This window comes from Pseudomonas ovata, from assembly GCF_003131185.1.
In the GTDB taxonomy this organism is placed as follows: Bacteria; Pseudomonadota; Gammaproteobacteria; order Pseudomonadales; family Pseudomonadaceae; genus Aquipseudomonas; species Aquipseudomonas ovata.
Map to the genome: position 1 here is coordinate 25,837 of NZ_QFFU01000035.1, position 26,667 is coordinate 52,503.

General features: G+C 62.0%; 25 protein-coding genes and 3 tRNA genes. 12 read left to right on the plus strand and 16 right to left on the minus strand.

The genetic code is table 11. The features are described 5' to 3' along the window. The first annotated feature begins 26 nt into the window (after window positions 1-26). Window positions 27-4,880 carry an NAD-glutamate dehydrogenase gene (locus DGA31_RS27880; protein WP_109514702.1) on the plus strand — a complete coding sequence of 1,618 codons (4,854 nt, stop codon included), beginning with the start codon at window positions 27-29 and terminating at the stop codon, window positions 4,878-4,880. A 264-nt stretch (window positions 4,881-5,144) separates the two neighbouring features. Here the strand turns inward: DGA31_RS27880 and DGA31_RS27885 are convergent, their stop codons facing one another. Then, a complete protein-coding gene (locus tag DGA31_RS27885; RefSeq protein WP_109514703.1) occupies window positions 5,145-6,473 on the minus strand; it encodes an alginate export family protein in 1,329 nt (442 codons plus the stop codon). Window positions 6,474-6,762: 289 nt separating this feature from the next. On the opposite strand from DGA31_RS27885, the gene DGA31_RS27890 reads away from it, so the two are divergent. The 4 genes from DGA31_RS27890 (at window position 6,763) to DGA31_RS27905 (ending at window position 10,595) form a co-directional block, all read left to right on the plus strand. Next, entirely contained in the window at window positions 6,763-8,262 is a 1,500-nt protein-coding gene (locus DGA31_RS27890) for an APC family permease (RefSeq protein WP_109514716.1), read from the plus strand. Then, the gene (locus tag DGA31_RS27895; protein WP_056840809.1) at window positions 8,243-8,821 is read left to right on the plus strand and encodes a DUF3156 family protein; all 579 of its coding nucleotides are present in this window, start codon (window positions 8,243-8,245) and stop codon (window positions 8,819-8,821) included. The genes DGA31_RS27890 and DGA31_RS27895 overlap by 20 nt, the downstream gene beginning before the upstream one ends. Window positions 8,822-8,935: 114 nt before the next feature. Further along, window positions 8,936-9,898, plus strand: coding sequence for a transcriptional regulator FeaR (gene feaR, locus DGA31_RS27900; protein WP_056840402.1), 963 nt, complete (start codon window positions 8,936-8,938; stop codon window positions 9,896-9,898). 106 nt (window positions 9,899-10,004) lie between these two features. After that, window positions 10,005-10,595 (plus strand): TetR/AcrR family transcriptional regulator, encoded by a 591-nt coding sequence (locus tag DGA31_RS27905; protein WP_109514704.1) that lies wholly within the window; start codon window positions 10,005-10,007, stop codon window positions 10,593-10,595. A gap of 6 nt (window positions 10,596-10,601) precedes the next feature. Here the strand turns inward: DGA31_RS27905 and DGA31_RS27910 are convergent, their stop codons facing one another. The 6 genes from DGA31_RS27910 to DGA31_RS27935 all read right to left on the minus strand — a co-directional run bounded on the left by DGA31_RS27910 (window position 10,602) and on the right by DGA31_RS27935 (window position 15,548). Further along, window positions 10,602-10,967, minus strand: a complete 366-nt coding sequence (locus DGA31_RS27910) for a cupin domain-containing protein (RefSeq protein WP_109514705.1) — start codon at window positions 10,965-10,967, stop codon at window positions 10,602-10,604. Between the two features lie 28 nt (window positions 10,968-10,995). After that, entirely contained in the window at window positions 10,996-12,294 is a 1,299-nt protein-coding gene (locus tag DGA31_RS27915) for an NAD(P)/FAD-dependent oxidoreductase (protein ID WP_109514706.1), read from the minus strand. A 134-nt stretch (window positions 12,295-12,428) separates the two neighbouring features. Beyond that, the gene (locus tag DGA31_RS27920; protein WP_056840398.1) at window positions 12,429-13,190 is read right to left on the minus strand and encodes an SDR family oxidoreductase; all 762 of its coding nucleotides are present in this window, start codon (window positions 13,188-13,190) and stop codon (window positions 12,429-12,431) included. Then, window positions 13,190-13,978: an SDR family NAD(P)-dependent oxidoreductase gene (locus DGA31_RS27925; RefSeq protein WP_109514707.1), complete on the minus strand. Its 789-nt coding sequence runs from the start codon at window positions 13,976-13,978 to the stop codon at window positions 13,190-13,192. The genes DGA31_RS27920 and DGA31_RS27925 overlap by 1 nt, the downstream gene beginning before the upstream one ends. Next, window positions 13,971-14,795 (minus strand): molybdenum cofactor biosynthesis F family protein, encoded by an 825-nt coding sequence (locus DGA31_RS27930; protein ID WP_056840396.1) that lies wholly within the window; start codon window positions 14,793-14,795, stop codon window positions 13,971-13,973. The genes DGA31_RS27925 and DGA31_RS27930 overlap by 8 nt, the downstream gene beginning before the upstream one ends. Before the next feature lie 90 nt (window positions 14,796-14,885). Continuing rightward, a complete protein-coding gene (locus DGA31_RS27935; RefSeq protein WP_056840808.1) occupies window positions 14,886-15,548 on the minus strand; it encodes a helix-turn-helix transcriptional regulator in 663 nt (220 codons plus the stop codon). Window positions 15,549-15,698: 150 nt separating this feature from the next. Between DGA31_RS27935 and DGA31_RS27940 the strand changes: the two genes are divergently transcribed. Continuing rightward, a complete protein-coding gene (locus DGA31_RS27940; RefSeq protein ID WP_109514708.1) occupies window positions 15,699-16,886 on the plus strand; it encodes a Bcr/CflA family multidrug efflux MFS transporter in 1,188 nt (395 codons plus the stop codon). Here DGA31_RS27940 and lpxH read toward each other — a convergent pair. Together lpxH and DGA31_RS27950 are read right to left on the minus strand one after the other, a co-directional pair. Further along, window positions 16,872-17,618: a UDP-2,3-diacylglucosamine diphosphatase gene (lpxH, locus tag DGA31_RS27945; protein ID WP_109514709.1), complete on the minus strand. Its 747-nt coding sequence runs from the start codon at window positions 17,616-17,618 to the stop codon at window positions 16,872-16,874. The two genes, DGA31_RS27940 and lpxH, sit on opposite strands and share 15 nt — an antisense overlap. Further along, window positions 17,615-18,118 (minus strand): peptidylprolyl isomerase, encoded by a 504-nt coding sequence (locus tag DGA31_RS27950; RefSeq protein WP_109514710.1) that lies wholly within the window; start codon window positions 18,116-18,118, stop codon window positions 17,615-17,617. Before DGA31_RS27950 ends, lpxH begins: the two co-directional genes overlap by 4 nt. A 233-nt stretch (window positions 18,119-18,351) precedes the next feature. On the opposite strand from DGA31_RS27950, the gene DGA31_RS27955 reads away from it, so the two are divergent. Beyond that, window positions 18,352-20,046 (plus strand): glutamine--tRNA ligase/YqeY domain fusion protein, encoded by a 1,695-nt coding sequence (locus DGA31_RS27955; protein WP_056840392.1) that lies wholly within the window; start codon window positions 18,352-18,354, stop codon window positions 20,044-20,046. A gap of 9 nt (window positions 20,047-20,055) precedes the next feature. Next, window positions 20,056-21,438 carry a cysteine--tRNA ligase gene (gene cysS, locus DGA31_RS27960; RefSeq protein WP_056840391.1) on the plus strand — a complete coding sequence of 461 codons (1,383 nt, stop codon included), beginning with the start codon at window positions 20,056-20,058 and terminating at the stop codon, window positions 21,436-21,438. 59 nt (window positions 21,439-21,497) lie between these two features. Here cysS and folD read toward each other — a convergent pair whose 3' ends face one another. Next, a complete protein-coding gene (folD, locus tag DGA31_RS27965) occupies window positions 21,498-22,352 on the minus strand; it encodes a bifunctional methylenetetrahydrofolate dehydrogenase/methenyltetrahydrofolate cyclohydrolase FolD (RefSeq protein WP_056840390.1) in 855 nt (284 codons plus the stop codon). Window positions 22,353-22,650: 298 nt separating this feature from the next. Between folD and DGA31_RS27970 the strand changes: the two genes are divergently transcribed. The 3 genes from DGA31_RS27970 to DGA31_RS27980 all read left to right on the plus strand — a co-directional run bounded on the left by DGA31_RS27970 (window position 22,651) and on the right by DGA31_RS27980 (window position 22,978). Beyond that, a tRNA-Arg gene (locus DGA31_RS27970) sits at window positions 22,651-22,727 on the plus strand. A gap of 36 nt (window positions 22,728-22,763) precedes the next feature. Next, window positions 22,764-22,839: transfer RNA gene (locus DGA31_RS27975), tRNA-His, on the plus strand. Between the two features lie 54 nt (window positions 22,840-22,893). Next, window positions 22,894-22,978, plus strand: a tRNA-Leu gene (locus tag DGA31_RS27980). 9 nt (window positions 22,979-22,987) lie between these two features. Here DGA31_RS27980 and DGA31_RS27985 read toward each other — a convergent pair. Further along, on the minus strand, window positions 22,988-24,079 hold the full coding sequence (locus DGA31_RS27985; protein ID WP_109514711.1) for a tyrosine-type recombinase/integrase: 1,092 nt from the start codon (window positions 24,077-24,079) through the stop codon (window positions 22,988-22,990). Then, window positions 23,971-24,282 carry a helix-turn-helix domain-containing protein gene (locus DGA31_RS27990; RefSeq protein WP_161959242.1) on the minus strand — a complete coding sequence of 104 codons (312 nt, stop codon included), beginning with the start codon at window positions 24,280-24,282 and terminating at the stop codon, window positions 23,971-23,973. The genes DGA31_RS27985 and DGA31_RS27990 overlap by 109 nt, the downstream gene beginning before the upstream one ends. 84 nt (window positions 24,283-24,366) lie before the next feature. Here DGA31_RS27990 and DGA31_RS27995 point away from each other — a divergent pair, with 84 nt between their 5' ends. Continuing rightward, window positions 24,367-24,603 carry a hypothetical protein gene (locus tag DGA31_RS27995; protein WP_109514713.1) on the plus strand — a complete coding sequence of 79 codons (237 nt, stop codon included), beginning with the start codon at window positions 24,367-24,369 and terminating at the stop codon, window positions 24,601-24,603. Between the two features lie 4 nt (window positions 24,604-24,607). Here the strand turns inward: DGA31_RS27995 and DGA31_RS28000 are convergent, their stop codons facing one another. From DGA31_RS28000 to DGA31_RS28010, 4 genes are read right to left on the minus strand one after another with little or no spacing between them, the layout of a single operon-like run. Then, window positions 24,608-24,970 carry a hypothetical protein gene (locus tag DGA31_RS28000; protein WP_152035086.1) on the minus strand — a complete coding sequence of 121 codons (363 nt, stop codon included), beginning with the start codon at window positions 24,968-24,970 and terminating at the stop codon, window positions 24,608-24,610. Continuing rightward, window positions 24,967-25,353 carry a hypothetical protein gene (locus DGA31_RS28005; RefSeq protein WP_193551529.1) on the minus strand — a complete coding sequence of 129 codons (387 nt, stop codon included), beginning with the start codon at window positions 25,351-25,353 and terminating at the stop codon, window positions 24,967-24,969. Before DGA31_RS28005 ends, DGA31_RS28000 begins: the two co-directional genes overlap by 4 nt. A 56-nt stretch (window positions 25,354-25,409) precedes the next feature. Beyond that, on the minus strand, window positions 25,410-25,562 hold the full coding sequence (locus DGA31_RS30045) for a hypothetical protein (protein WP_153811682.1): 153 nt from the start codon (window positions 25,560-25,562) through the stop codon (window positions 25,410-25,412). After that, window positions 25,559-26,482 (minus strand): DNA cytosine methyltransferase, encoded by a 924-nt coding sequence (locus DGA31_RS28010; protein WP_109514715.1) that lies wholly within the window; start codon window positions 26,480-26,482, stop codon window positions 25,559-25,561. Before DGA31_RS28010 ends, DGA31_RS30045 begins: the two co-directional genes overlap by 4 nt. Window positions 26,483-26,667: the final 185 nt, after the last annotated feature.

A 26,667-nucleotide genomic window follows, 5' to 3' on the forward strand; every position in this document is an offset into this window, starting at 1 on the left:
TATAAAAGCAAAGCGGAGTATCATCGATGGCGTTCTTCACCGCAGCCAGCAAGGCCGACTTCCAGCATCAACTGCAGGCGGCCCTGGCTCAGCACATCAGTGAACAGGCACTGCCACAAGTGGCGCTGTTCGCCGAACAATTCTTCGGCATCATTTCCCTGGACGAACTGACCCAGCGTCGCCTTTCCGACCTGGCGGGCTGCACCCTGTCGGCCTGGCGACTGCTGGAACGCTTCGAGCACCAAACCCCGCAAGTACGCGCCTACAACCCCGACTACGAACGTCACGGCTGGCAATCGACCCACACCGTGATCGAAGTGCTGCACCACGACCTGCCATTTTTGGTCGACTCGGTCCGCACCGAACTGAACCGCCGCAGCTACAGCATCCACACCCTGCAGACCACCGTGCTGAGCGTGCGTCGCGGGCCGCAAGGCGAGTTGCTGGAGCTGCTGCCCAAGGGCACCACCGGCCCTGATGTGAAGCAAGAGTCGTTGATGTACCTGGAAATCGACCGCTGCTCCAATGCCAGCGAGTTGAACACCCTGGCGCGCGAGCTGGAGCTGGTACTGGGCGAAGTGCGCGTGGTGGTCGAAGATTTCGAGGCCATGAAGGCCCGTGTCAACGATGTGCTGGCTGCCATCGACAACAGTGAATACAGCATCGACGGCGAAGAGAAATCCGAGGTCAAGGTGTTCCTGCAGTGGTTGCTCGACAACCACTTCACCTTCCTGGGCTATGAAGAATTCAAGGTCCACGGTGAGACCGATGGCGGTCAGATCGAATACGACCCGTCGTCTCTCCTGGGCCTGACCAAGCTGCTGCGCGTGGGCCTGAGCACCGAAGAGCTGCACATCGAAGACTATGCGGTGAAGTACCTGCAGGAGCCGACCCTGCTGTCGTTCACCAAGGCCGCCTTGCCAAGCCGCGTCCACCGCCCGGCCTATCCTGACTATGTATCGATCCGTCTGATCGACGCCGAAGGTACTGTGGTCAAGGAATGCCGTTTCATGGGCCTGTACACCTCCAGCGTGTATGGCCAGAGCGTGCACCAGATTCCCTATATCCGCCGCAAGGTCGCGGAAGTCGAGCGCCGCTCCGGCTTCGACGCCAAGGCCCACCTGGGCAAGGAGCTGGCGCAGGTCCTGGAAGTGCTGCCGCGCGACGACCTGTTCCAGACCCCGGTGGACGACCTGTTCGGCACCGTGATGTCGATCGTGCAGATCCAGGAACGCAACAAGATCCGTGTGTTCCTGCGCAAGGATCCGTATGGCCGTTTCTGCTACTGCCTGGCCTATGTGCCGCGTGACGTGTACTCCACCGAAGTACGGCAGAAGATCCAGCAGGTGTTGATGGACCGCCTCAAGGCCAGCGACTGCGAGTTCTGGACCTTCTTCTCCGAGTCGGTACTGGCCCGTGTGCAGTTGATCCTGCGTGTCGACCCCAAGATCAATCTGGAAATCGATCCGCTGCAACTGGAAAACGAAGTCATCCAGGCCTGCCGTTCGTGGAAGGACGACTACGCCAGCCTGGTGATCGAAAGCTTCGGCGAGGCCAACGGTACCAACGTGCTGGAAGACTTCCCCAAGGGCTTCCCGGCCGGCTACCGCGAGCGCTTTGCCGCGCATTCGGCCGTGGTCGACATGCAGCACGTGCAGAGCCTGTCGGAAACCAATCCGCTGGTGATGAGCTTCTACCAGCCGCTGTCGGGCAGCCGCCAGCAACTGCATTGCAAGCTGTACCACGCCGACACCCCGCTGGCGTTGTCGGACGTGCTGCCGATCCTGGAGAACCTCGGCCTGCGCGTGCTCGGCGAGTTTCCGTACCGCCTGCGCCACGTCAATGGCCGCGAGTTCTGGATTCATGACTTTGCCTTCACCGCCGAAGGCCTGAACCTGGACATCCAGCAGCTCAACGACGTGCTGCAGGACGCTTTCGTGCACATCGTGCGTGGCGATGCCGAGAACGACGCTTTCAACCGCCTGGTGCTGACCGCCGGCCTGCCGTGGCGCGACGTGGCACTGCTGCGTGCCTACGCCCGCTACCTCAAGCAGATCCGCCTGGGCTTCGACCTGGGGTACATCGCCAGCACCCTGAACAACCACACCGACATCGCTCGCGAGTTGACCCGGTTGTTCAAGACCCGCTTCTACCTGGCGCGCAAGCTGGGTGCCGACGACCTGGACGACAAGCAGTTGCGTCTGGAGCAGGCGATCCTCACGGCCCTGGACGATGTCCAGGTGCTCAACGAAGACCGCATCCTGCGTCGCTACCTGGACCTGATCAAGGCCACCCTGCGCACCAACTTCTACCAGACCGATGCCAACGGCCAGAGCAAGGGCTACTTCAGCTTCAAGTTCAACCCGCGCCTGATTCCCGAGCTGCCCAAGCCGGTGCCCAAGTTCGAGATTTTCGTCTATTCGCCGCGCGTTGAAGGCGTGCACCTGCGCTTCGGCAACGTGGCCCGCGGCGGTCTGCGCTGGTCGGACCGTGAAGAAGACTTCCGCACCGAGGTGCTGGGTCTGGTCAAGGCCCAGCAGGTCAAGAACTCGGTGATCGTGCCGGTCGGTGCCAAGGGCGGTTTCGTGCCGCGCCGGCTGCCGACCACTGGCGGTCGCGACGAGATCCAGGCCGAGGCCATCGCCTGCTACCGCATCTTCATTTCCGGCCTGCTGGACATCACCGACAACCTCAAGGAAGGCGTGCTGGTGCCGCCGGTCAACGTGGTGCGTCACGATGACGACGACCCGTACCTGGTCGTGGCGGCCGACAAGGGCACCGCGACCTTCTCCGACATCGCCAACGGCATTGCCATCGACTACGGCTTCTGGCTGGGCGACGCCTTTGCCTCGGGCGGTTCGGCCGGTTACGACCACAAGAAGATGGGCATCACCGCCAAGGGCGCGTGGGTGGGCGTGCAGCGTCACTTCCGTGAACGTGACATCAATGTCCAGCAGGACAGCATCACGGTGATCGGCATCGGCGACATGGCCGGTGACGTGTTCGGCAACGGCCTGTTGATGTCCGACAAGCTCAAGCTGGTCGCAGCCTTCAACCACCTGCATATCTTCATCGACCCCAATCCGGACCCGGCCGCCAGCTTCGCCGAGCGCCAGCGCTTGTTCGACCTGCCGCGTTCGGCCTGGACCGACTACGATGCCAGCCTGATCTCCGAGGGCGGCGGTATCTTCCCGCGCAGCGCCAAGAGCATCGCGTTGAGCGAGCAGATCAAGGCGCGCTTTGACATCAAGGCCGACAAGCTGACCCCGACCGAACTGCTGCACGCCTTGCTCAAGGCGCCAGTGGACCTGTTGTGGAACGGCGGCATCGGCACCTACGTCAAGTCCAGCGAAGAAAGCCACGCCGATGTCGGCGACAAGGCCAACGACGCCTTGCGCGTCAATGGCAACGAGCTGCGCTGCAAGGTGGTGGGCGAGGGCGGTAACCTGGGCATGACCCAACTGGGCCGTGTCGAGTTCGGCCTGCATGGCGGCGCGACCAACACCGACTTCATCGATAACGCCGGTGGTGTGGACTGCTCCGACCACGAAGTGAACATCAAGATCCTGATCAACGAAGTGGTCCAGGCCGGCGACATGACCCAGAAGCAGCGCAACCAGCTGCTCGAAAGCATGACCGACGATGTCGGCCATCTGGTGCTGGGCAACAACTACAAGCAGACCCAGGCGTTGTCCCTGGCGGCCCGGCGTGCCTACGACCGGATTGCCGAATACAAGCGCCTGATGAACGACCTGGAACTGCGTGGCAAGCTGGACCGCGTCATTGAGTTCCTGCCGTCCGAAGAGCAGATTGCCGAGCGCGTGGCGGCCGGCCATGGCCTGACCCGTGCCGAGCTGTCGGTGCTGATCTCCTATAGCAAGATCGACCTCAAGGAAGCGCTGCTGGAATCGCGCGTGCCGGATGACGATTACCTGGCACGGGACATGGAAACCGCGTTCCCGTCGTCGCTGGCGGCCAACTTCTCTGTGGCCATGCGCAATCACCGCCTCAAGCGCGAGATTGTCAGCACCCAGATCGCCAACGACCTGGTCAACCACATGGGCATCACCTTCGTGCAGCGCCTGAAGGAGTCCACCGGCATGAGCGCCGCCGCCGTGGCCGGTGCCTACGTGATCGTGCGTGACATCTTCCACCTGCCGCACTGGTTCCGCCAGATCGAAGCGCTGGACTACAAGGTGCCGGCCGAGATCCAGCTGGCGCTGATGGACGAGCTGATGCGCCTGGGTCGCCGGGCCACCCGCTGGTTCCTGCGCAGCCGCCGCAACGAGCTGGATGCGGCGCGCGACGTGGCGCACTTCGGTCCGCACATCGCGGCCCTGGGCCTGAAGCTGGACGGTCTGCTCGAAGGCCGTACCCGTACGGTCTGGCAGGAACGCTACGAGGCGTACGTGGAGTCCGGCGTGCCGGAATTGCTCGCGCGCATGGTGGCTGGCACCACGCACCTGTACACCCTGTTGCCGATCATCGAGGCTTCCGACGTCACCGGGCAGAACGCCGCCGACGTGGCCAAGACCTACTTTGCGGTGGGCAGTGCCCTGGAAATCACCTGGTACCTGCAGCAGATCAGCAGCCTGCCGGTGGAAAACAACTGGCAGGCCCTGGCCCGCGAGGCGTTCCGCGACGACATCGACTGGCAGCAGCGGGCGATCACCATCTCTGTCTTGCAGATGGTCGATGGTCCGGCAGACGTGGAAGAGCGCCTGGCGCTGTGGCTGGAGCAGCATTCGGCCATGGTCGAGCGCTGGCGTGCCATGCTGGTCGAGCTGCGTGCGGCCAGCGGCACCGACTACGCCATGTACGCGGTGGCCAACCGCGAGTTGCTGGACCTGGCGATGAGCGCGCAGGCCAACCCGCTGTAACGGGTTGAGGCTGCGGTAAAACGAAAAACCCCGCCTTGAGAAAGGCGGGGTTTTTTGCTTTTACGCCACGGCGGCGCTTCGTAGGAGCGCGCTTGCCCGCGACCGAGTGCGTAGCGCTCGCAAAATGTGTCAAACGCTGCAATTTTTTGATTGCAAACACATTCAATATCTCGGAAACGCCACAATTTTACGACTGCTAACGCAGCCGGTCGCGGGCAAGCGCGCTCCTACCCGGGCCCCTGTTTGCTGCGCGATAGTGTTGAATCAGAACGGTACGGCCACGATCACCTGGCTGTACAGGTTGCTGCCGTTGCCGCCGAACTGGTTGCCGCCGGTGTCCTGGTCCTTGCGCGGTTTGTACAGGCCTACCAGTGGGGTGATGATCAGGTGCTCGTTGACCGCCCACTCGGCATATACGTCCAGTTCACGCCCGTCCAGGTTCAAGGCCGCACGGGTGTCCAGAGTCTTGAAATCGAAGAACAGCGCGCCCAGGGTCAGGTTTTCCAGCGGCTTGACCTTCAGGCCCACATGATGAATGCCGGTGTTGCTGTTGAACGGTCCGGAATAGTTGGCCGCCACTTCGCCCTGGAACCAGGTGCCGAAGCCACGGTTCAGGCCGGTGAACATCGAGTCCCAGCCTTCGGAGTAGCGGCTGTAGCGGTAGGTCAGGTCCGGACTCCAGGGCAGGTCGGCGAAGGTGTAGCCGCCTTCAAGGTACCAGGCGTTCTCGTCACCGGCGTTCTTGTTCTGCCGGGCGTATTCGAACGAGAAGTGGGCGTTCTCGATCCCGGCGTTGCCGGCACCACGCAGGCTGTAGATGTTCATGCCGTCGCGCTGGCGCTGAAAGTCGCTGGCATAGCGCTCGTCCACATTCAGGCCATGGATCCAGGTCAGCCCCAGGGTGCCGGGGGCCGCGGTGTATTCCAGGGTCGCGGCGGCCATTTCGGTGTTGGCCTGGGCGTGGTTGTCCGATTCGAACCACAGCAGGCTGCCGTGCAGGCCTTCCTTGCCGCCCAGGCGCAGCGCGACGGTCTTGTCGAAGGCGTGCCGGGCGGCCAGATAGTAGGCACCGCCGCGGTTCAGGTCGCCATCGGCCGGGCCCTTGCCCAGGTTGAGGCCATCGTCGTTGATGATAAAGCCGTCACCCAGGGTAATGATCTGCCGGCCCCACGACAGGTCGACGCCATCCTTGCCCAGTACCGGGAACAGATCACCCGATTTCCAGCCCACGAAGGCTTCATCGAATTTTGTGGTGCGCTCGCTGCCATCGGTAAAGCCGGCCGCATCGCCGTCGCCCCAGGTGGCGGAGCTGACCAGGTTGGCGGTGCCGTACAGGCTGCCGAACAGGCCAATACCCTGGGTGCCGCTCAGCCCGTACTTGATGAAACCTTCGCGCCAGGTCGAGCCGCCGGCGGTGCCGTCGTAGTTCTTGCGGCTGTTGAAGTGGCCGTATACAGCGAGAAAATTGCCGGTCAGCGTGGTGTCTTCATCGCTGTACAGTTCGATGGCCTGTGCGCTGCCGGCGCTCATCAGGCCGGCCAGGCCCAGGCCGATCAGTGTTGGCAAGGTGTTGCGTCGAGTGAAGCGCTCCATGGTGTTGCCCCCTTGGTGGTGGTCTGTAATGAGTGCCCTGCCAGTTAGGGGCATGCGGGGGGTGCAAGTCTTTGCAGCGCGTGCCAGCGGTTTGTTTCTGCTCGCCAGCACTGCACGGTTGGCAGCCTGCAACAAAATCACCGTCAGCCACGGGCAAGACTGAGGGCTACCGGCGGCGCAAAGTGGCTGGTATGCCGCAGTGCCACGATCATCGGCGACGCGCAGAGGTTCAAGCGTCGCCAATGATCGTCAGCACTGCCTATGTCCATCTCCTGTGCAGGGGCGCAGCATGTCACTCAACCAACAGCTCACCGAGCATCTGAATCGCGGCACGGTCGGTTTTCCTACCGCCCTGGCCAGCACCATTGGCCTGATCATGGCCAGCCCGGTCATCCTCACCGCCACCATGGGCTTCGGCATCGGCGGCAGCGCCTTCGCCCTGGCCATGATCGTGGCGGTGATCATGATGCTGGCCCAGGCCACCACCTTTGCCGAAGCCGCTTCGATCCTGCCGACCACCGGTTCGGTGTACGACTACATTAACTGTGGCATGGGGCGCTTTTTCGCGATCACCGGCACACTGTCGGCCTACCTGATCGTGCATGTGTTTGCCGGCACCGCCGAGACGATCCTGGCCGGGGTCATGGCGCTGGTGAATTTCGAGCACCTCAATACTCTGGCGGAGTCGGCCGGTGGCTCCTGGCTGCTGGGCGTGGGTTTTGTCGTGGTACTGGGGGTCCTCAACGCGTTTGGTGTCAGCGCGTTCAGCAAGGTGGAAATCATCCTGACCTTCGGCATGTGGGTGACGCTGATGACCTTCGGTGTGCTGGGCCTGATCGCAGCGCCCGCCGTCGAACTGGACGGCCTGTTCGGCGTATCACTGGTGGGCACCGACCTGATCACCATCCTGTCGCTGGTCGGCATGGCGATGTTCATGTTCGTGGGCTGCGAATTCGTTACACCGCTGGCACCGGACCTGCGCCAGTCGGCCAGGGTGCTGCCCAAGGCGATGATTCTCGGCCTGCTCGGCGTGGCCGCCTGCATGTTCATCTATGGCGCCGCGATGAAGCGCCAGGTCGAAAACGTGTTGCTCGATGCCGCCACCGGCGTGCACCTGCTGGACACGCCGATGGCCATTCCGAAATTTGCCGAGCAGGTGATGGGCGACATCGGCCCGATCTGGCTGGGCATCGGTTTTCTGTTTGCAGGCGCGGCGACCATCAATACCCTGATGGCCGGTGTGCCGCGGATCATCTATGGCATGGCCGTCGATGGCGCGTTGCCCAAGGTGTTCACCTACCTGAGCCCGCGCTTCAAGACGCCGCTGCTGTGCATTCTGGTGGCGATGCTGATTCCATGCCTGCACGCCTGGTGGCTGGGTGGCAACGCCGACAATATGATTCACCTGGTACTGGCCGCCGTCTGTGCCTGGAGCACCGCCTACCTGTTGGTGACAATCTCGGTGGTCAGCCTGCGTATCCGCCGTCCCGACCTGCCGCGCGCCTACCGTTCACCGTGGTTCCCGTTGCCGCAGATCGTCTCCAGCGTCGGTATTCTGCTGGGCATGTGGTTCATTACGCCACCGGGCATGAACCCGGCCGATATCTATGTGCCGTTCGGCATCATGCTGGCGGCCACGGCGGCCTATGCGCTGTTCTGGACGCTGGTGGTGCAGCGCGTTCATCCGTTCAGGCCCGCCTCGGTCGAAGAAGTGCTGGCCAAAGAGTTCGCCAGCGAACCCGGCTTGCAGGCACAGGAGGCTGACCGTGCTGCTCTCAAGACTGTTTGAAGGCCTGAGCGCCGAACGTGACCCCAGCGGTTACCGTCCCGGCGTAACGCTTGAGCACCTGCGCCGCAACCTGGGCATCGCGGCCTGGCAACTGATCGAGCCGCGCAAGGCGCGCCTGAGCCTGCCGGACCTGAGCTGTGAAGTGCGCGAGCGCACCGAGTCGCAATTGCTGATGCACCTGGTGATGAGTGAGTTCGTCTTGACGGTGCCCGCTGTAACCCGGTGCAGCGGTCGTTACGATATGCACCATACCGGGTCGATTCGTCGCACCGGGCTGCGCTGTCGGCATCGCGGTGGTGACGACACAGCCCTGGCGGCATTGCGTCAGGCGCTGGAACTGGATCGCCCGCTGATCGAGGCGCTGATGCCGCTGGACTTCAAGCGCCTGACCCTGGAGGCGGCCGCGGGCCAGTGGATCGTGCGCCTGGAACACATGGGCGGCAGCGAAGTGGTCAATCGCATGCCGGCGTTCAGGCGCTATATCAGCATTGCCGGCGAGCAGAAAGCCGCGTTGTTTGCAGCGTTGAAAGCCCTGCAAAGGGTGTTGGCGCAGATCTAGAAACATCTGGCACGTATCCTGCCTTTATCCGGTCAGTCGCATCCCTGTTGTGCGTATATTGTTAACATGTTATCAATGCGCACATAACAAGAATGACTTATCAGAGAGGTAGGTATGCACGCTGATCAAACCGCCCGTAATGGCCTTGAGCAATGGAATGCCAGGCTGCACGCCATCTGTGGTCGCTTCGACACCGAGCTGGCATTCAATCGTTCACTGTTCATCGGTGAAATTCACACCTGGTCCCGCTCCGGTCTTGAACTGGCCAGCCTGCGCACCAATGCCGGCAATATCCTGCGTCAGGCCGGCAGTGCCGACCAGGACAACGACCAGGACTGTTTTCTGGTCAGCCAGCGCAGCGGGTATTCGCAGGTCACCCAGCATGGCCTGAGCATCAAGCTGGCGCCGGGCGACCTGTTGCTGATGGATTCCACCGGCTCCTGTGAAATCACCCCGTTCGGCCTGATTGAGCACGCTTCGCTGTCCTTGCCGCGCCAGGATGTGCTCAAGGCCATGAAGCACGAACGCCTGACCTTCGGCAAAGTCTCGGCCACTCGCACTTGTGGGCGCATGTTGCATGTGCTGATGGACCAGATGTGCAAGGACACCGGCGCCGAAGAAATGCCCGACAGCGACGAGCACGGCTTGCAGAACGCACTGGTTTCCCTGTTGCCCTCGGCGCTGGAACACAGCCAGGCGCAGTGTCCGGAACTCGGGGCGCTGGGCAATGCCAACCTGCGCAGTTATGTGCAGAAGCTTATCGACGAGTCCCTCGGCCAGCCGGGCCTGACGCCATCGGCCCTGGCCACACGCCTGAATATTTCCGTACGGCACCTGTACCGCCTGTTCGAAGATGAAGGCGACAGCGTGTGCCGCTATATCCAGCGCGCACGGCTCAAGCGCAGCGCCGAAGACCTGGCCAATCCTTTTTTGCGCAGCGAGTCGATCACCACCATTGCCTACAAGTGGGGCTTTACCGATTCGGCGCATTTCAGCCGCTCGTTCAAGAAACAGTTCGAGCAATCGCCCAAGGACTTTCGCAGTTATCGGCTGACCCATGCAGCGGGGGCGGCGTGACGGGTGCAGGTTCCGGCGTGCGGTTTGACCCGTGCAGAAGGGACTCTTATAGTGGCCCGTTTTGCGACCTATCGTTAGGTCGCGCACTTTGCCAGGACATGGATTGATGAAAACCCTGAGTGCTTCGGCCGAGCGAATCTGTGGCCTGGCCATCGAGCATTTTGCCGAGCGTGGCTATGACGGCTCGTCGCTCAATGACATTGCGACCCTGGCCAATATGCGCAAGCCGTCGCTCTACGCGCACTTTGCCAGCAAGGATGACCTGTACCTGATCGTGTTCGAGCGAGCCCTGGAAAACGAGCGGCTGTACATGGAAAGTGGTTTCAGCGCTGACAGTGAACTGAATGCCGTGCCGGGCCGCGAGCATGTCGAGCAGATGGCCGAGCGTCACCGGACCTCGGCATCGCTGCGCTTTTTACTGCGTGCGGCGTTCTATCCGCCCACGGCGTTGCGCCCGGTGATCAGTGCCGGGTTCGAGGGCTATCTGGCGGTGCTGCGCGAACGCTTTGTGCATTTGCTCGGGCAGCGTTACCCCTTTATGGACGAGGGCGACCGGCAGCTGCTCGCCGATGCCTACCAGGGCATCGTCGACAGCCTGCATGTGGAGTTGATCTACGCCACGCCCGAAGCCTATGACAGAAGGCTCAAGGCGCTGTGGCGTCTGTTCTGCGATTCATTGTCGCTGATGCAGCGTTGAGGCCGATCAGGCCACTGCGAAGTAATGCTTCACGAAGCTCTCGCTGACCACTTCCCACAGCACCGGCGTGCCTTTGTTCACAAACCAGCTGTCGCCGGGCTGGTAGCGGCTGACGGCACCGGTCGATTCATCGGTCAGCACCAGCTCGCCGGTGACCACGGTGGCGTGTTCATCGAATGGGTAGACCATGCGGAACTTGCCCTGGGTGGTGCCGAAGTAGGCACTGCTGACCGGATCGGTCGGTGCGCCGAAGGTCATCTTGCCGAAGGCCTGGACATCGCCTTCCAGCACGGTCGAGCCCATATCGGCTACAGGGCCCCAGGCATCGAGTTCGCTCAATTGGACAGCTTTGTTGATTACGGTAAGGGTCATGGCAGTGCTCCTGTAGGAATGAAATGAATCAGCGGCGACCGTTGAAGTAGCCGGATAATTGGTGAAAGGTCTTGCCGCCGGTCAGCAGCAGCGGGCGCAGCAGGTCCTTGGCGATGATGTCGGGGTGGCGGATGGCGCTGAGCAGGTCATAGCGCGCGGAGCCCTCGCTCATGCCCTCGGCCAGCACCTTGCAGATGATGTGGCTGGGGGTGACGCCAAATCCCGAGTAGCCCTGCACGTAGAACACATTGCGCCGGCCGTTGAGCGTGCCCAGTTGCGGAAACAGGTTGGCACCGGTGGCCATCGGTCCGCCCCAGGCCAGGTCGATCCTGACGTCCTTGAGGTACGGGAACACCTTGAGCATCAGGCGCCGGTTCCAGGCCTTGAGGTCGCGGGGGATGTGCTCGATGAACGGCGTGGCCGAGCCGAACAGCAGGCGGTTTTCGCGGGTGACCCGGTAATAGTCGATCACCGGCCGAATGTCGCTGTAGGCACCGCGAATCGGGCTGATGCGCTGGATCAGTTCTTCCGGCAATGGCTCGGTGACCATCTGGAAGGCATAGGTGTTGACGGTGGTTCTGTGCAGTTGCGGTTCGAGCTTGTTGAGGAAACTGTCGCAGGCCCACAGCAGCTTGCTGGCCTTGACCGAGCCGCGCCCGGTGCGCACGGTAATGCGCTTGCCGTATTGCACCTCCAGCGCCGGGCTGTGTTCATAAATGCGCACGCCCAGCCCGCTCAGGGCCTTGGCCTCGCCCAGCAGCAGGTTCAGCGAATGCACATGGCCGCCGCCCATGTGCAGCAGGGCGCTGCCATAGACATCGGAGCCGATGATCTGCTTCACCTCGGCACCGGCCAGAAAGCGGATCTCGTCCTTGTTGTTGATTGACTTGAAGTCGCGCTCCCAGTTGCGCAGGGTCTGCTCCTGGCGCTTGTTGAAGCCCAGGTAGCCGTAGCCGTGGCAGAAGTCGGCGTCGATGTCGTAGCGGGCGATGCGCTCCTTGATGATCCCGGCGCCCAGCTCGCTGATCTCGAAGATCTCGCGGATGCCGCTTTCGCCGACGCTGCTGCGGATCTTCTCCAGGTCGTGGCCGATGCCGGCCATGATCTGCCCGCCATTGCGCCCGGTGCCGCCAAACCCCAGGTAGCGTGCTTCGAGCACCACGATGTTGGTGATGCCTTTTTCAGCCAGCTCAAGCGCGGTATTGATGCCCGAGAAACCGCCGCCGATGACTACCACGTCGGCCTCGACGTCGTGTTCGAGCGTCGGAAAACTCAGGTTGTATTTTTTCGTCGCTGAGTAATAGGTCGGCGTTTCGATAGTGATCATGGTGCAGGCCCAGGGTAATGAAGACTCAACGGCCGCGCCGTGAAGCGCTGCGCCGATGAGGCTTATTAAGGGCCAGCAGGCCACAGGCTGTCTTGCCTGAGTGTGACGGCGGACTTGTATGTGTTTGCCAGCCTTCAGTCGATGTTTGCCAGTGTCTCGGGCAGCGTGGCCCCGCCATCAACAATGATCGTCTGGCCGGTGACATAGCCGGCCAGGTCCGATGCCAGGTAAAGCATGGCGTTGGCAATGTCGGCCGGGGCGCCCAGCCGGCCCAGTGGCACGCCCTTGGCAATGCGTTCGCTGAGGCCGTTATCACCCAGGTTGCCCATGGCCGGGGTGGCGATCATGCCCGGCTCCACACCGTTGACCCGGATACCCAGGGGTGCCAGTTCCAGGGCGGCGCTGCGGATGAAGCCGTTGACCCCGGCCTTGGACGCGGCGTAATGGCTCAGGCCTGGAAACGCGACCCTGGGACCTGTGACCGAGGAGGTGACCAGCACAGTGCCGCGCCCTTGCTGCCTGAAGTGCGGCAGGGCGGCCTGGGTCAGCCAGAACAGCGCTGAAAGGTTCACATCCAGCGTGCGCTGCAGAATGGCCGGGGTGATCTGCTCGAACGGTGTCAGCGGAAAGTAGCCGGCGTTGTGCACCAGCACATCAAGCCGGTCCAGGCGGGTGAGCAAGGCCACGATAGCCTCGCGGTCGGCCAGGTCGACGCCCTGGGCCTCGACCTGACGGCCCTGTTGGCGCAGGTTGTGGGCCAGCGTCTCGGCCCCCTGCAGGTTCAGGTCGGCAATCACCACCCGGGCACCCCGGGCGCTGAAGGCTTCGACGATGGCCTGGCCGATGCCTTGGGCACCACCGGTGACCAGTACGGTGTGTCCGGTAAAGTCGAGCATCAGGCACCTCCCAGGTGGGTGTAGGCCAGTGTGGGCACATCGACGACGCTGGAGCCGCCATCGGCCACCAGCATGGCGCCGGTGATGATGCTGGCCTCGCTGCTGATCAGAAAGCGGCACAGGCTGGCGATTTCTTCCGGCAGGGCCGGGCGGCGCAGCGGTACATCGGCAGTCACCCGGGCATAGGCCGCGTCCAGGTCTTCGGCGTAGTGCGCCATCAACGGCTGCATTTCTTCATCGGCCATCGGTGTGCGTACCCAGCCGGGGCACACGCAATTGACCCGAACGCCCAGCGGCCCGTAGTCGCGGGCCAGCGAGCGGTTCAGGCCCAGCAATGCGTGTTTGGCAGTGGTGTAGCCGCACACTTCAGGGCCGGCCGCCACCGAGGCGATCGAGCCCAGCAGCACGATGCTGCCACGCCGCTCGATCAGCAGCGGCAGGCAGGCCCGGGCACTGTAGAACGCGCTGTCCAGGTTGCTGCGCAGTGCCGCTTGCCACGATTCGGGGCTGGTTTCGGTGGCGCTGCCCAGGCCGTGGCCGCCGGCACAGGCCAGCAGTGCATTGAGGCCACCGAAACGCTGGCGAATCTGTTCGATGAAACTGTCCCAGGTGCTTGGGCATGCAGCGTCGCCGACCAGCACCAGGGCGCCGGTGTCGGCCGCGACGCGCTCCAGCGGTTCGCGGCGGCGCCCCACCAGCACCAGGTTGGCGCCGTCGGCGGCCAGGCGCCGGGCACAGGCTTCGCCGATGCCGGTGCCGGCCCCGGTGATCAGGAAGGTCTCAGGCATCGTCGCCGTACTCCGTGACATTGAGCAGGCGGCAGTACGAGGCCACGGGGAAGTTGCTCAGCGTGTCAAAGGTATCGCCGGCATAGCCGTAGATCTTGCCGTCGCTGCGATGCTGCTGCAGGTCGATGACGATCAGGCCCAGGGTCGGCACGATCTTTTCGCGCCACACGAACAGGTACAGTTGCTCGGCAATCTTGTAGTAATGCGCACGGTCGGTGTCGCACAAACCCTGTTCCACCCCCTTGATGCACTGCCAGGTGTAATAGTCGCGGTTCAGGTAGATGTGCTCGTAGACCTCAGTGGGGCTGTAGCGGTACAGGTTGCGCACACCGGTCAGTTCATCGGTGGGCGCATGCGGGCAGGCGCCTTCCTGCCAGGGTTGATTGAGGCTGCCGTGCAGGAATTCGGCTTGTACACCGGTCAGTTGCTTGCCGGCCAGGGCGCGGGCATACAGGCCTTCGCGGGTGTCGGCGGCTTCGGGCAGGCGTCCGATCACGGCGGTGAACGAAGCGCTCAGGGTGTCGAGTACCAGGCTGATCGACCAGTGCTGGCCGCCTTCATGCTTGAGGAAATCCACCAGGTAGATGCCTGCCCGCAAGGAGGTGGCGCGGTATGGCGCACTGCCGGTGCTGTGGCCATCGGCCGCCTGCCAGTGCACCTGCTCGGCATCGAAGCGGTGGCTGATCTGCCAGCCATTGGCGAAATTGAGTTCGAACGCCTGGCCTGCCAGTTCGACAACGTTGGGCAGAATGAAGGATTCGGTGGCAAAGCCATCGGCCAGGGCGCCGACGGTGATCCAGTCGTTTTGGGTGCTCATCGGTTAAGTACTCGTGCGGTGAATGATGAGCACGATGGTGCCGGGGCAGGGGCGCGGGCGGTATCAACCGGATGGTTGAGGCAGACGGTTTTACAGAAAAAGGCGGCTGACCAGTTCGGTACGGCTTTTCACGCCGACCTTGCGAAACAGGTTGATCAGGTGGGTCTTGACCGTGGGCAGGCCAAGGTCGAGCTGGCGCGCCAGGTGCTTGTTGCTGGCGCCGTCCTGCAACAGTACGGCGATTTGCCGCTCACGCGGGGTCAGGCCTTGCAGGCGGTCGGTCGCGGTGGCCTGCGGCAGGCTGTGCGCGGCCATCTGCATCAGTCCATGCAACGGCAGCAGGCTGTCCAGCTCATGGGGCTGGAACAGACCCTGGCCCTCGCAGCGCAACAGTGAAATGCCCAGCAGCGGGCGACCCTCGACCTGGGCGATGACTTCCACTACGTCGACCACTTGGTGACGCCGTAAAAACCGCTGGTATTGGTCGCTACTGTAGGCGTCCTGATGCGCCAGACCCTCGCGCAGGGCAATCACCGGCTGGCCGATGGCCGTGCAGGCGCTGGGTTGCAACGGGTCCAGCCAGCGGTAGTGCTGCAGCCAGGCGTCATGCATCGGCGGCTGCATGCCCAGCAACTGGAAGTCGCAGGCCTGCAGATGATCGTCGATGCGGTAGAACGCGCCCAACGCCGCCGGCACCTGGCGGGTGAAGGCGTTCAGGCAATGACGGGCCAGTTCATGGCGACACACATTCATGGAGCGACCCTCACAGGCAGTGATCAGGCACAGGCCGGCATTATTCACCGAGGCACGACCTGGTGTCTTGCCTGTGGCTGCCAGGGCATTGCAGAAATTGCGATTAAAAAGTTAACTTGTTAACGGAATCGTTATTTGTCGGAGTCTTCGATGCTCAAGCCGCAACGCCTCATTGTCCTGCTGGCCGCGCTGGTCGCGTTCGGCCCGCTGTCGGTCGACATGTACCTGCCCAGCCTGCCTGCCATTGCCGACGATCTTGGTGCCCGGCATGCCCAGGTGCAGATGACCATCGGCGTATTTCTCGGGGGGCTGTGCCTGGGCATGTTGCTGTACGGGCCATTGTCGGACCGGTTCGGCCGTCGGCGCCTGCTGCTGGGCGGGATCGTGCTGTACCTGCTGGCCAGCCTCGGCTGTGCCCTGGCCGCGCAGGTGGAACATCTGCTGTTCTGGCGTTTTCTCCAGGCACTGGGTGGGGCGGCGGCGTCGGTGCTGGGGCGCACCCTTGTGCGTGACCTGTTTCCCCTCGATGAGGCGGCACGGGTGCTGTCGCTGATGCACCTGGTGAGCATGCTGGCGACCCTGGCGGCACCCTTGATCGGCGGTTACCTGATGCTGCTGGCAGGCTGGCGTTCGCTGTTTGTGTTGCTGGCGGTGTTTTCCGCCGTGTGCCTTGTGGCCGTGGCCTGGAAAATTCCGGAGACCCTGCCGCCCGCCAAGCGCGGCGCCTCGGTGGGGCAGGTGTTTCGTGCCTATGGGCGTATGGCCGTGCAGCCGCTGGCGATCGGCTACATCCTGTGCATGGGCCTGGGCTTTGGTGGCATGTTCGCGTTCATCACCGCTTCGCCGTTCGTCTACATCGACTATTTTGGCCTGTCGCCACTGGGCTACGGCTGGCTGTTCGGCCTGAATATCCTGGGCATCATCATTGCCACCTGGCTCAATGCCCGGCTGGTCAAGCGCCTTGGGCCGCAGCGGCTGCTCAGTATCGGTACGACGATCGCGGCGCTGGCGGGCGCAGCCTTGCTGGTGGTCGGGATCAGCGGCTGGGGCGGTCTGCCGGCCGTGGCGGCGGGCGTAGTGCTGTATGTCAGCATCACCGGCTTGCTGGGGGCCAATTGCCTGGCCAGCCTTCTGGCCGCCTTTCCACATCAGGCCGGCGCGTCGGCCGGGCTGGCGGTGGCGTGTCAGTTCGGGCTGGGCATGGCCTGCAGTGCGCTGGTGGGCGCGCTGTACGACGGTACGCCGCTACCAATGTGCCTGATCATGGGCGCGTCCGGTCTCGGCACCTGGCTGGCGTTGCGCTTTGCCCGCCGCCAGAAGGTCTCAGCTCAGTTGTAGCAGGGGCTCGGGCGCAAGGCTTGTGGCGTGCAGGGCGAACCCGTGTTCGTCGACCTGCAGCACCCAGGCTTCGCGGTCCCAGTCACCCAGGACGATGCGTTGGCCGGTGTGGTCGCCGATCTGCAGCTTGTGGATCGCCGGCCTGTGGGTGTGGCCATGAATCAGGGTGCGCACCCCGTATTGCTGCATCACACGCGGCACTTCATCGGGGGTGACATCGACGATGTCATTGGTCTTCATGCTGACCTGGGTACGACTTTCATTGCGCAGCTTGCGTGCCAGCTTGTGCCGGGTACGCAGTGGCAGATGGCGCAGGATGAACAGCACCAACCGATTGCGCAGCACGCGACGCATCTTGATATAGCCGACATCGCGGGTGCACAGGCTGTCGCCGTGCATCAGCAGCACCTGCTCACCGTTGAGCGATACGACGCTGGGGTCGGGCAACAGGGTGCAGCCGGCGGCCTTGCAAAAGCGCTTGCCGAGCATGAAATCGCGATTGCCATGCATCAGGAACAGGGGTGTGCCACTGTCGCTGAGTGCGCGCAGGGCCTGGCAGATCGAGGTCTGGAACGGCGACATGGCATCGTCACCGATCCAGACTTCGAAGAAGTCCCCGAGGATATACAGCGCCTGGGCCGTGCGGGCAGGGCCGGCCAGCAGATCCAGGAACGCCCGGGTAATGTCCGGGCGCTCCTCTTCAAGATGAAGATCGGAGATCAGCAGAATCACTCAACGATCTCGGCTTTCTCGATGATCACGTCTTCAACCGGCACGTCCTGATGGCCTGCCTTGCTGGTGGTCTTCTCGCCTTTGATCTTGTCGACCACGTCAGTGCCTTTGATCACTTCAGCGAACACGGCATAGCCCCAGCCCTGGGTGGTCTTGCCGCTGTGGTTGAGGAAGCTGTTGTCGGCGACGTTGATGAAGAACTGCGCCGAGGCCGAATGCGGGTCCATGGTACGGGCCATGGCCACGCTGTACTTCTTGTTCGGCAGGCCGTTGTCGGCTTCGTTCTGGATGCTCGGGCGCTTGTCTTTCTTTTCTTTCATGCCCGGCTCGAAACCGCCGCCCTGGATCATGAAGTTGCCGATGACGCGGTGGAAAACGGTGTTGCTGTAGTGGCCGGCGTTCACGTATTCGATGAAGTTGGCGGCGGTGATCGGCGCCTTTTCAGCGTTCAGTTGCAGGACGATGTCACCGTGGTTGGTGGTCAGTTTTACTTTGGACATAAAAAAGTCGCTCTCTCTGGCATTCATGAACAGGTGTAATGTCACCCTGACGCGCAGTTTAACGTGTGCGATACATCTTTTTTCAGGGTTTTTGTGCGTTCGCTCATCCTCGCCGCGCCAGAAGCGGCAGTTTTCGCTCAGTGTGTTGTCAGGGGCTTGACAGCATCGGCTATGATAGGCGCTTTGATTTGACCGGCCCTTCCTGGCCGCGAAACCGTATGCCCAAGGATCCCATGAGCAAGCCCACCCCAGAATCCGCTGCGAACGCAAAGGCAGGCCCTGTCGTCCCTACCAATTTCCTGCGCCCGATCGTGCAGGCCGACCTGGACGCGGGCAAGCACAGCAAAATCATCACCCGCTTCCCGCCCGAGCCCAACGGCTATCTGCACATCGGTCACGCCAAGTCGATCTGCGTGAACTTCGGCCTGGCCAACGAGTTCGGCGGCGCTACGCACCTGCGTTTCGATGACACCAATCCGGCCAAGGAAGACCAGGAATACATCGACGCCATCATGAGTGACGTCAAGTGGCTGGGCTTCCAGTGGGCCGGTGAGGTGCGCTATGCCTCGCAGTACTTCGACCAGTTGCACGACTGGGCGGTCGAGCTGATCAAGGCCGGCAAGGCCTACGTTGACGACCTGACCCCCGAGCAGGCCCGCGAATACCGCGGCACCCTGACCGAGCCTGGCAAGAACAGCCCGTTCCGCGAGCGCAGCGTCGAGGAAAACCTGGACCTGTTCGCGCGCATGAAGGCCGGCGAGTTCGAAGACGGCGCCCGTGTGCTGCGTGCCAGAATCGACATGGCTTCGCCGAACATGAACCTGCGCGACCCGATCCTGTACCGCATTCGGCATGCCCATCACCACCAGACCGGCGACAAATGGTGCATCTACCCGATCTATGACTTCACCCATGGTCAGTCGGACGCCATCGAAGGCATCACCCACTCGATCTGCACCCTGGAGTTCGAAAGCCATCGTCCGCTGTACGACTGGTTCCTGGATAACCTGCCGGTGCCGTGCAAGCCGCGCCAGTATGAGTTTTCGCGCCTGAACCTGAGCTATACGGTCACCAGCAAGCGCAAGCTCAAGCAACTGGTCGACGAAAAGCACGTGCAGGGCTGGGACGATCCGCGCATGTCGACCCTGTCGGGTTTCCGCCGTCGTGGCTACACGCCGGCTTCGATCCGTAACTTCTGCGAGATGATCGGCACCAACCGTTCCGACGGCGTGGTCGACTTCGCCATGCTCGAATTCAGCATCCGCGATGATCTGGACCGCAGTGCGCCGCGTGCCATGTGCGTCTTGCGCCCAATCAAAGTGGTAATCACCAATTACCCTGAAGGCCAGGTCGAGACGCTTGAACTGCCGCGTCACCCCAAGGAAGACCTGGGCGTGCGCGAGCTGCCATTTGCCCGCGAAATCTACATCGACCGCGACGACTACATGGAAGAGCCGCCCAAGGGTTACAAGCGCCTGGAGCCCAACGGCGAAGTGCGCCTGCGCGGCAGCTATGTGATCCGTGCCGACGAAGCGATCAAGGATGCCGACGGCACTATCGTCGAACTGCGCTGCTCGTACGACCCCGACACCCTGGGCAAGAACCCTGAGGGTCGCAAGGTCAAGGGCGTGATCCACTGGGTACCCGCCGCTGCAAGCGTCGAGTGCGAAGTGCGCCTCTATGACCGCCTGTTCCGCTCCGCCTCGCCTGAAAAGGCCGAAGAGGGTGCCAGCTTCCTGGACAACATCAACCCTGACTCCCTGCAAGTGCTGACAGGTTGTCGTGCTGAACCTTCGCTGGCCAATGCGCAGCCGGAGGACCGTTTCCAGTTCGAGCGCGAAGGTTACTTCTGCGCCGACATCAAGGACTCGCAGCCTGGCCGACCGGTGTTCAACCGCACAGTAACGCTTCGCGATTCGTGGAGCTGAGGGTAGAAAGTGCTTTCGATCTACAACACGCTCACCAAGAGCAAAGAAGTCTTCAAGCCACTCGACGGCAACCATGTGCGCATGTACGTGTGCGGCATGACCGTCTACGACTACTGCCACCTGGGCCACGGGCGCAGCATGGTTGCCTTCGACGTGGTGACCCGCTGGCTGCGCTTCAGCGGTTATGACCTGACCTATGTGCGCAACATCACCGACATCGACGACAAGATCATCAATCGGGCGCGTGACAACGGCGAGCCGTTCGAGCACCTGACCGAGCGCATGATTGCGGCGATGCACGAGGATGAGGCGCGCCTGAACATTCTCAAGCCGGACATGGAGCCGCGCGCTACCGGGCACATTGCCGGCATGCATGCGATGATCCAGACCCTGATCGACAAGGGTTATGCCTATGCACCTGGCAATGGCGACGTGTACTACCGCGTCGGCAAGTTCCAGGGCTACGGCAAGCTGTCGCGCAAGAAGATCGAAGACCTGCGCATCGGTGCGCGCATCGAGGTCGACGAGTCCAAGGACGACCCGCTGGACTTCGTGCTCTGGAAAGGTGTCAAGCCGGGCGAGCCGAGCTGGGATTCGCCGTGGGGCCCTGGACGTCCGGGCTGGCACATCGAGTGCTCGGTGATGTCGACCTGCTGCCTGGGCGACACCTTCGACATTCATGGTGGCGGCAGTGACCTTGAGTTTCCGCACCACGAAAACGAAATCGCCCAGAGCGAGGCGGCCACCGGCCAGACCTACGCCAATGCCTGGCTGCACTGCGGCATGATCCGCATCAATGGCGAGAAGATGTCCAAGTCATTGAACAACTTCTTCACCATCCGCGACGTGCTGGATAAATACCACCCCGAAGTGGTGCGCTACCTGCTGGTGTCGAGCCATTACCGCAGCGCGATCAACTACTCCGAAGACAGCCTGCGCGAGTCCAAGGGCGCGCTGGAGCGTTTCTATCACGCGCTCAAGGGCTTGCCGGCGGTCGAAGCGAGCGGTGGCGAGGCCTTTGTCGAGCGTTTCAAGGCGGCGATGGACGATGACTTCGGTACCCCCGAAGCCTGTGCGGTGTTGTTCGAGATGGTCCGCGAGATCAACCGCCTGCGCGACAGCGATGCGGCGGCAGCGGCCGGTCTGGCGGCCCGCCTGAAGCAGCTGGCCAGTGTATTGGGCGTGCTGCAACTGGAGGCCGACGAGTTCTTGCGTGCCGGCGCTGAAGGCAAGGTCGATGCCGCCGAGGTCGAGGCCTTGATCCAGGCACGCCTGACCGCACGCGCCGAGAAGAACTGGGCCGAATCGGACCGCCTCCGTGACCAGCTCACCGCCATGGGTGTGGTGCTGGAAGACGGCAAGGGTGGTACAACCTGGCGTCTGGCTGACTGATACGCGCTGCAATGAAAAACGGCACCCGAGGGTGCCGTTTTTTGTACGCGAAAAACGCCTTATTGATGCAGGGTTTCAGCCGCATACAGGGTGTTTTCCAGCAGGCAGGCACGGGTCATCGGGCCTACACCGCCTGGCACTGGAGTGATCCAGCCGGCACGGGGCAGGGCGGTGTCGTAGACCACATCGCCCACCAGTTTGCCATCGGCCTGACGGTTGATGCCGACATCGATCACGATGGCGCCCGGCTTGATCCACTCGCCCTTGACCAGTCCCGGCTTGCCGGCGGCCACCACCACCAGGTCGGCGCGGGCCACATGGCCGGCCAGGTCCTGGGTGAAACGGTGGGTCACGGTCACGGTGCAGCCGGCCAGCAGCAGCTCCATGGCCATTGGCCGGCCGACGATGTTCGACGCACCGACCACCACCGCATCCAGCCCATAAAGGTCGACACCGGTGCTTTGCAGCAGGGTGATGATGCCCTTGGGCGTGCACGGACGCAGCAGCGGAATGCGCTGGGCCAGGCGCCCGACGTTATAGGGGTGGAAGCCGTCCACGTCCTTGTCGGGGCGAATGCGTTCGAGCAGCAGCGAGGCATCCAGGTGTGCTGGCAGCGGCAATTGCAGCAGAATGCCATCGACCTGAGTGTCATCGTTGAGGCGATCGATCAGGTCGGTCAGCTCGACCTGAGTGGTCGTCGCCGGCAGGTCATAAGCCTGGGAGAGGAAGCCTACTTCTTCGCAATCCTTGCGTTTATGCGAGACGTAGACCTGGGAGGCGGGATCGCTGCCCACCAGGATCACCGCGAGGCCAGGTGTACGCAGGCCTTGTTGGCGACGTTCGGCGACACGTTCGGCGATCTGCTGGCGCAGGCTGGCGGCGATCGCTTTGCCGTCGATTAGTTTTGCAGTCATAGACGGATGATAACCATCGAGAGGGATTGAAAAGAGCGCGTATTCTCGCATGACATGACGTCATGGCAAAGACGCTTGGCTTGCCGATGTGGCTAAGCCCTTTATCTGCCTGAGTTTTTTTTAAAAAGAGGTTGACGACCTTTTGGCTCGTCTATAAGATTCGTCGCACTTGTCGGGCAGAGCCAAGCACAGCTTGATGCGGTGCTGGTTAATGCTGATCAGGTCGGGTGGGTTAAAGCCTTTTTCGATGTGGTCTGAAGCCTTTAATTTGTCGTCGTTCAAGATGCAGATTATATAAGTGCCCGTAGCTCAGCTGGATAGAGCATCCGCCTTCTAAGCGGATGGTCGCAGGTTCGAGTCCTGCCGGGTGCGCCATAACTGGCAGCTTTGGCACAGGTAACGCGCAATATGGTGGGCGTAGCTCAGTTGGTAGAGCGCAGGATTGTGACTCCTGTTGTCGTGGGTTCGATCCCCATCGTCCACCCCATATTCGAAAAGGCGCCAGACTCATAATCTGGCGCCTTTGCTTTAAGTGTTTCGCGCGGAAGTGGTGGAATTGGTAGACACACTGGATTTAGGTTCCAGCGTCGCAAGACGTGAGAGTTCGAGTCTCTCCTTCCGCACCATCTTATAAATCAATGCTTTACCAGCTTTAGGCAGGGCTCTCCTAGGCCCACTGGAGTATCGGTGTAGCGAGATTGTGACAAAGGCATATCGAGGATGCTCACAGCATCCCGCACCCTGGCCGGCGCAAGATGTGCATACTTCTCTGTCATTTGAATCGTCGAATGACCCAGCAAATCGCGAATCTCGATCAGTGGCACACCGGCTGACACCAGCCATGCTGCACAGGTGTGTCGCAGATCGTGAATCGTGAAGTCCGTGATACCTGATTTTTCGCACGCACGCTCAAACCCCTCAGAAAGGTCGGAGACGCGCGCGCCGTTCTTGCGAGCGAAAACCCAGGGTGTCGACGGACAATGCTCTGCCCGTTCGGCCATCCTGCTTTTCAGCGCGGCCAACGACCCTTCATTCAGCGGGATACTTCGGCGCTTCGCCGCCTTTGTATGCACCCCGTCCAGGTAAATCAGCCGGTTGGCAAAATCGACCCGGCGCCACTCCAGCCCCAGCATTTCCTCTTTGCGACATCCTGTGTTGACTGCCAGGCGCACGAAGTCTTCCAGCATCACACCGAACCGCTGCTTGCGTGCGGTACGGCAAAGGCCATCAACTTCTGCGCGGGTAATCCAGCGCACACGGCTTTCAGGCTCTTTGAGCGTCCGCCCCTTCACCGGGTTGGGCAGCTTCCATTCCAGCTCTACCACGCACCAGTTGATTGCCGCCGACAACGCGGCCAGCTCCCGGTTGATGGTTGCCGGCGACTTGCCGGCCTTTGTCCTGCCTGATGAGTACTCGCGAATATCCTTACCCGCCAGGTCGTTCATCACCACGCCCGAAAAATGCTCTCGCAGTGCCTTGACCCGATGTTGGGTGGTATCAAAGCTTTTCTGCGAGGTAGCTGCATGGTCAAGGTATTCAATCATGACCTCTTCGAAAGTCCTGGGCGGATCAACGCCCAGCTCTCTCTGGCGCCACGCCGCGCCCCTGTGTTCCTGCTCTATGGCCTTGGCTGCTGCGTAGTCCTCGGTGCCAGCAGAGCGTCTAATGTACGTGCCATCTGCTGCGGTGAAACTGATCCACCAAGTTTTTCCTCTTTTGTATGGCATGCCCTCTCCTTGGATACGCCGCCCGCGTCGGGGAGGGTATCAGGGATGCTGGCCTCGATCATCTTGACCAGCTTGTCGTAATGGACGCGCAGCGGGCCGAGGCCGCGCACGCATGGAAGCTTTCCGCTCTTTGCCAGTGCATAAGCGGTGGTGCGCCCGATGCTCAGCATCTCGGCCGCTTGGGAAATTGAAATCAGGCGCATGTGGGTACTCCGTTGCCGCCGGACGGCAGGCATATAAAGGAAGGGAAGGGTGTTAGGATCGCGGCCAATCACGAGGGCCAGACAATGCCGCAGCACAACATCTACGATGAGTACAAGGGCCTCAGGCTCTGGAATTACATGACGTGCGAAAAGGACGAGGAAGGCCGCGAGGTGTGGCAGATCAAGGTTGAGGTCAGACGCGGGCGCGATGAGGTGGTGATTCCTGCCGTTGAGCCCGAGCAGACCTATGTCGATCGCATGTACGCCCAGTCTGCAGGCCGCGAGCTTGGAAAGCGCCTGGTGGATGAAGCCGGGCTGTAGCGCTTCATGTCGGCACCGCCTCGGCCATGAGGGCGCGAGCCGCCAGCCATGCTTTGCCGTCGTCGGTTGCCGAGCCCTGGCCGCTGTCAAAATTTTGCAGAAGTTGCTGGCCGCACTCGCCGGTTACAAGGGCTTTGAGCGATTTGCTCAGGACATCTTTCATGGCCGAATCTTCGCGCCAGACATCACGAATGCTCATCGCTGCGGCTTTTAGGGTTTCGTTCTCGGCCTCAAGCCTCTCAATGCGCGTGCAGTGCGTCAGGTGGATGTCGACCAGCTCACTGATCGCCTGCTGCTTGGATTTCCGGCTGAAGCGCTCAACCAGGCTCCGGCGGTCGCCGCTGCTTACAATTTCGAAAACGCTCATGGCGTCACCACCCGGCGAGCCCACCAGCACACCGGACCATCGTCCGTGTCGTGAATGGCTAGGCAGAACCAGTCTTGTCCATCAGGGCGATCAGGCTCCCAGTAACTGCAATCCGGGTCGCCTGCTTCAAAGTAGCGCTCAGAGATTGATTCATCGCTGTGATATTCGAGCGAGACCATTTTTACTTGCAGGCCCTGCTCAGCGATCCAGGCCTTGCAGCGTTCACCATCACCCTCATCAAAGTCGGGCAGATCTGGGTGCTGGAAGAAGCCGTTTTCGTCGCGAACCACTTTCGCAGACTGGATCAATTCAATTTGTGGACTGCCAACCGAATATTTCACAATTTCAGCTTTTAATTCCGCCAGTTTGCTTTCTGTCAGCATGACTTCATCCTTGCCGCCCACCGGGCAGCATCAAGAGATAGGGGATAGAGGAAGGGCTAGAACCCCGGCGTGTATTCAGCCTCATAGGCTTCTTTCGGGGTTTGTCCGCGCGCCCAGTTGTACTTTTTCCACATTTCGGGCTGACCGGGGTGGTGGCCTTGCTTGGCTGCCAGCTCTAGCAGTTCGGCCCACCACTGATTCCACGTCATGCTGCCTCCATGAGCGCTTGGATAACCCTCTGGCCCGCCAGCGGCGGTACCGCGTTGCCTGCCATGTGCATCGTGAGTCGGTGGTTGTCGGGGCGCAGAGTGTCGAACGGGAAGGTCTGGGCGGCCAGGGCTTCGCTGGCGCTGAGCATTCGCATCTCGTCGCCGCGTACCAGGGCCCAGCGATCCAAGGTAGTGATAGTGCCGATAGGACGCTCAGTACAGCGCCCAGTGAGGCCAGAGCCCTTGCCGTAGTACGGCATGATGAATCGGTCGCCGAAGCGCTTTCGGCCATTCTCGACACGTAGCAACGTGGCTGGCGCTCGGCCCTCTCGCACGATGGGTGACCAGCGGCCGGCGTTGAAGTCCAGGAAGGTCGAGGCCGGCACATGCTGTCGCTTGTGCAGCTCAAGCATCAAAGGTGCTCGACTGCGGGTCAACACGATGAACAGGCGAACGCGGTGCTGTGGCACGCCCAGGTCGGCACAGTCCACGACATGCGGCGCAGCCTGGTAGCCCAGCGCCTGCACTGCGGCCACCCAGGCCGGATAGAGCGCCCAGTCAGTGAACTCGGGCACGTTCTCGACTAGCGCCGCTTGCGGCCTGTGAAACTCCAGAGCTGACACAACCGCCCAGGCCGTGGACCGGCTTGAGTCATGCTGCGGGTTGCCCGAGGCTTTGCCGCGAGCCTTCGAATGGCCTTGGCAGCAAGGCGATGCCAGCAGCAGATCGTGAGCCGGCACTTTCTCCCATTGCGCCTGGTGCAGGTCCTGGCAGATGTGCTGGGTGTCGGGGTGGTTGGCTGCGTGCCATTCAACTGCGGCCGGTGAGTGATTCGCGGCCCAGAGGACCTTGACGCCTGCGGCGCGCGCGCCGGTGCTCCATCCGCCGAGGCCGGCGAACAGGTCGATTGCTGTGGTCATTTGGGATAACTCGCTCAGGCCTGAGATATTTGCGGTGTGGTGCCGGCGCCTGTGGCCAGGCCTGCATGGAGATCTACCCTCATGCCTGCCAGCATGCCGGCGATCTGCGCGTCCAGATCAAGCTCTACTTCTGGCCGCTTTCGGTGCTGGCCAATTTCCTGCGATGCCAGATAGGACTCGATGAG